Raw genomic sequence first — 4,352 nt, 5'->3', positions numbered from 1 at the left:
GCACCGTCGTCGTGCGAAACCGGTTCCTGCGCAACCTGCATGGCGCGCCTGGCCCAGGGGAGCGCCCGGATGCTCAACAACGACGCGCTCGACGACGACGAGGTCGACGAGGGTTGGGTCCTGACCTGCCAGGCGTTGCCGACCAGTCGCACGGTGCACGTGGTGTACGAGTGAACGGTCGGGAAACGGCGATGGGCCGGGTGGCGGTGGTGACCGGAGGCGGCTCGGGCATGGGCGAAGCCACCTGCCACGAGCTGGGTCGGCGGGGGCATCGGGTCGCCGTGCTCGACGTCAATGAACAAGCGGCGCAACGTGTCACCGAGGACCTGCGTGCGGGGGGCATGACCGCGGTCGGCGTGGGCGCCGATGTCACCGACCGGCCCGCGCTCGAGCAGGCGTTCGCCAAGGTTCGTACCGAATTGGGTGCGGTCACGGTGTTGGTGACCAGCGCCGGCCTGTTCGATTTCTCGCCCTTCGCCGACATCACCGCCGAGGCCTGGGCACGGATCGTCGACGTCAATCTCACGGGCACCTTTCATTGCTGCCAGGTCGCGTTGCCGGACATGGTCGACGCCAATTGGGGCCGGATCGTGATGATCTCGTCGTCGAGCGCTCAGCGCGGCTCACCGTTCGCCGCCCATTACGCGGCGTCCAAGGGCGGCGTGATCACGCTGACCAAGTCCCTGGCGCGCGAGTACGCGTCGCACGGGATCACGGTCAACACCATCCCGCCCTCGGGCATCGAGACGCCGATGCAGCATCGGGGCCAAGCCGCCGGCTATCTGCCTTCCAACGAGCAGATCGCCGCCAACATCCCGCTGGGCCACCTGGGCACCGGGGCCGACGTCGCCGCGGCGGTGGGGTTTCTGTGCTCGGAGGAGGCCAGGTTCATCACCGGCCAGGTCTTGGGCGTCAACGGTGGGGCGGTGTTGTGACGTCGATCAGGAGGTTGCGATGACGCGGTCAGGCAGGCCCGCGGAGGGGTCCTGGACCGAGCACTATCCCGAATTGGGCACCGGTCCGGTGTCGTTCGGCGACTCCACCTCGCCCGAGTTCTACGAACTCGAACGGGAGGCGATCTTCAAGCGTGCTTGGCTGAACGTCGCCCGGGTCGAGGAGGTGCCCCGCGTCGGCAGTTACCTGACCAAGGAGATCGACGTCGTCGGGACGTCTGTGATCGTGGTGAAGGGCCGCGACGAGCGCATCCGCGCCTTCCACAACGTCTGCCGGCACCGGGGAAACAAGTTGGTATGGAACGACTTTCCCGCCCAGGAGACGAGGGGAACCTGCCGGCAGTTCACCTGCAAGTACCACGGGTGGCGCTACGACCTCGAGGGCGCCCTGAAATTCGTGCAGCAGCAGGGCGAATTCTTCGACCTCGACCCGTCCGAGTACGGGCTGCGGGGAGTGCACTGCGACGTCTGGAACGGGTTCATCTTCATCAACCTCGACGCCGAGCCGCGGCAGACGTTGCGGGAGTTCCTCGGGCCCATGGTCACCGGCCTCGACGGTTACCCCTTCGACAAGTTGACCGAACGCTACGAGTGGGTGGCGCACAACAACAGCAACTGGAAGATCTTCGCGGACGCGTTTCAGGAGTACTACCACGTGCCCTCCCTGCATCCGCAGCAGGTGCCGCCCGACGTGCGGGACCCCGACGCCGGTTTCACGTGCGGGCACTTCCAGCTCGACGGGCCGCACCGGCTGGTGTCGACCGCCGGGCGGCGGCGGTGGCTGCTGCCCGAGGAGTACATGTACCCGATCGAACGGGTCACCAAGAGCGGGCTGGTCGGACCGTGGCGCACACCGGATATCGGTGAGCTGCCGCCCGGCCTCAACCCGGGCGGCATCGAGCCGTGGGGAATCAGCAATTTCCAGATCTTCCCCAACATCGAGATATTGATCTACGGCGGCTGGTATCTGCTCTATCGGTATTGGCCCACCTCGCACAACACGCACCGCTTCGAGGCCTACACGTTTTTCCACCCCGCCCGCAGTGTGCGCGAACGCATCGAACACGAGGTGGCGTCGGTGGTGCTCAAGGAATTCGCGCTGCAGGACGCGGGGATGCTCGGAGGCACGCAGGCGGCACTGGAATACGGCATCGTCGACGAGTTTCCGCTGGGCGACCAGGAGATCCTGGTGCGCCATCTGCACAAGGTCGTCGTCGATTGGGTGGATGCCTACCGGCGCGAACGCGCCGCCGAGCCGGCGGGGGTGTAGCCCGATGTCCGATGCCATGCTGCCCAGCGCGTTCGCCGAGTTGGAGCAATATGCCCAAAGGTGGTGTCTGGCAACCGAAACCGAGCGCTGGAACGCCAGGGTCACCAGCACGATGCCCGAGATGCACGAGTTCTACGACGCGTTCTTCCCGCGGCTCGAAGAGGCGATCGAGTATTGCGACAAGTTTCCCCTCGACAGCCTGCCCGACGACGCGCTCAACCTCCTGCGCATGATCTATTCGCTGATCATGGTCGCGATGGCGGTGGAGATCATGCACCAGCCCGTTCCCGTCAGCGCCGCGGACGCGGTCATGATCCGGACCGTGGAGCCGGCGCCGTGACCCGGCTCTTAACCAGAAAGGACGGACCATGAGTCTGCTCACCATCACCAAGCTCACGGCGTCCGTCGGCGCGGAGGTGACCGGCCTCGATCCGGCCCGCCTGGCTTCCGACGAGGGCGGGGCCATCCTGGATGCGTTGGAGCACAACGGCGTTCTGGTGTTCCGCGGTCTGGGGCTCACCCCCGAGGTCCAGGTCGAGTTCTGTCGCCGGCTGGGGGAGGTCGATCACTCGGCCGACGGCCACCACCCGGTCGCCGGCATCTATCCGATCACGCTGGATCCGTCGAAGAACTCATCGGCCGCCATCTTGAAGGCGACGTTCGACTGGCACATCGATGGCTGCACGCCCCTCGACGACGAGTACCCGCAGAAGGCCACCGTGCTGTCCGCGGTGCAGATCGCCGATTGGGGCGGCGAAACCGAATTCGCCAACTCGTACGCCGCCTACGAGGAACTGACCGACGAGGAGAAGCGCCGCTTCGGTTCCCTGCGCGTGGTGCACTCCCTGGAGGCCTCGCAGCGGCGGGCCCATCGGAACCCCACACCTGAGCAGGTGGCCGCGTGGCGATCCCGGCGCACCCATGAACACCCGCTGGTGTGGACCCACCGCAGCGGCCGAAAGTCGCTGGTGCTGGGCGCGTCGGCCGACTACGTGGTGGGCATGGACCTCGACGAGGGCCGGGCGCTGCTCGAGGAACTGCTCGAGCGGGCCACCGGGGCGGACAAGGTGTACAGCCACACATGGTCGGTGGGCGACACCGTCATCTGGGACAACCGCGGGGTGCTGCACCGGGCCGCTCCCTATGATCCGAGCTCGCAGCGCGAGATGTTGCGCACGACCGTGCTCGGCGACGAACCGATCCAATAGCCGTGACCGGTCCGCGCCCAATCCGGTTGACGCCCTTGCCCGCCGAGGAATGGGACGAGCGCGCCCGCACCTCGCTGGCGTCACTGATACCCGCGGAGCGGGCGAATCCCGGCGGCGCGGGCAACGTGTTGTCGACCCTGGTGCGCCATCCCGACCTGACCCGCGCCTACCTTCCGTTCAACGCCTACCTGCTCAGGCGCTCGACGCTGTCGCCGCGGATTCGCGAGGTTGCGCTGCTGCGGGTGGTCCACCTTGCCGACTGTCACTACCTGTGGTCACACCACCTGCCCATCGCCGAACGAGCCGGCCTGAGTTCGCGGGATATCGACGGCATCCGCTCCGGGGCGGGCCTGGATCCGTTGGACCGGACGGTGATTCGCGCCGTCGACGAATTGACGGCCGACAGCAACGTGACGCAGTCCACCTGGGACGAGCTGGGCCGCGCCTTCAGCGACCGGCAACGCATGGATCTGGTATTCACGATCGGCGGATACCTGTTGCTGGCGATGGCCGTGAACACCTTCGGCGTTGCGGACGAGTCGTAAGGTTGTCTCCTGTGTTGACAAAACCGCTGACCGCCGCGGCGGCCGCCCTGGCCGGTGCCGTGGCCTTCGTTCCCTCGGCCGCCGCGGATCCGGACAACTACGTGACCTTCCTGTCCCCGTCGCGCAACATCAGCTGCGAGATCGACTACCAGCGCCGCGGCATCCCCGACGGGGCGTTCTGCTTCAGCATCACCCCGCCGCAGTCGGTGACCATGGACGCCGCCGGTGTTCTTTCGCGCTGCGCCGGCGAGGGTTGCCTGGCCAATCCGCCGGAAGGCACGCCGAGCCTCGGCTACGGCCAGACGGCTGGAGCCGGGCCGTTTAGCTGCCGGTCCGAGACGGCCGGCGTGACGTGCACGGTGACCTCGGGGCGCGG

7 protein-coding genes are annotated in these 4,352 nt (G+C 67.2%); all 7 read left to right on the top strand.

Annotated features, from left to right (window positions below; translation table 11 throughout):
• Positions 1-174: 2Fe-2S iron-sulfur cluster binding domain-containing protein (locus A5702_RS15545; RefSeq protein WP_156669645.1), on the top strand; the 174-nt coding region annotated here is incomplete at its 5' end.
• A gap of 17 nt (positions 175-191) precedes the next feature.
• Positions 192-935: an SDR family NAD(P)-dependent oxidoreductase gene (locus A5702_RS15540; protein WP_055402524.1), complete on the top strand. Its 744-nt coding sequence runs from the start codon at positions 192-194 to the stop codon at positions 933-935.
• Between the two features lie 19 nt (positions 936-954).
• The gene (locus A5702_RS15535) at positions 955-2,223 is read left to right on the top strand and encodes an aromatic ring-hydroxylating dioxygenase subunit alpha (protein WP_068221773.1); all 1,269 of its coding nucleotides are present in this window, start codon (positions 955-957) and stop codon (positions 2,221-2,223) included.
• A 4-nt stretch (positions 2,224-2,227) separates the two neighbouring features.
• Positions 2,228-2,563, top strand: coding sequence for a hypothetical protein (locus A5702_RS15530; protein WP_068221771.1), 336 nt, complete (start codon positions 2,228-2,230; stop codon positions 2,561-2,563).
• A gap of 28 nt (positions 2,564-2,591) precedes the next feature.
• Positions 2,592-3,431 (top strand): TauD/TfdA family dioxygenase, encoded by an 840-nt coding sequence (locus tag A5702_RS15525; protein WP_067819625.1) that lies wholly within the window; start codon positions 2,592-2,594, stop codon positions 3,429-3,431.
• Between the two features lie 2 nt (positions 3,432-3,433).
• Entirely contained in the window at positions 3,434-3,976 is a 543-nt protein-coding gene (locus A5702_RS15520; protein WP_231965061.1) for a carboxymuconolactone decarboxylase family protein, read from the top strand.
• An 11-nt stretch (positions 3,977-3,987) separates the two neighbouring features.
• Positions 3,988-4,352: hypothetical protein (locus tag A5702_RS15515; RefSeq protein ID WP_197506573.1), on the top strand; the 365-nt coding region annotated here is incomplete at its 3' end.

The organism is Mycobacterium sp. E3339 (assembly GCF_001666915.1).
Lineage (GTDB): Bacteria > Actinomycetota > Actinomycetes > Mycobacteriales > Mycobacteriaceae > Mycobacterium.
This window is presented reverse-complemented; position numbering and strand designations above follow the sequence as displayed.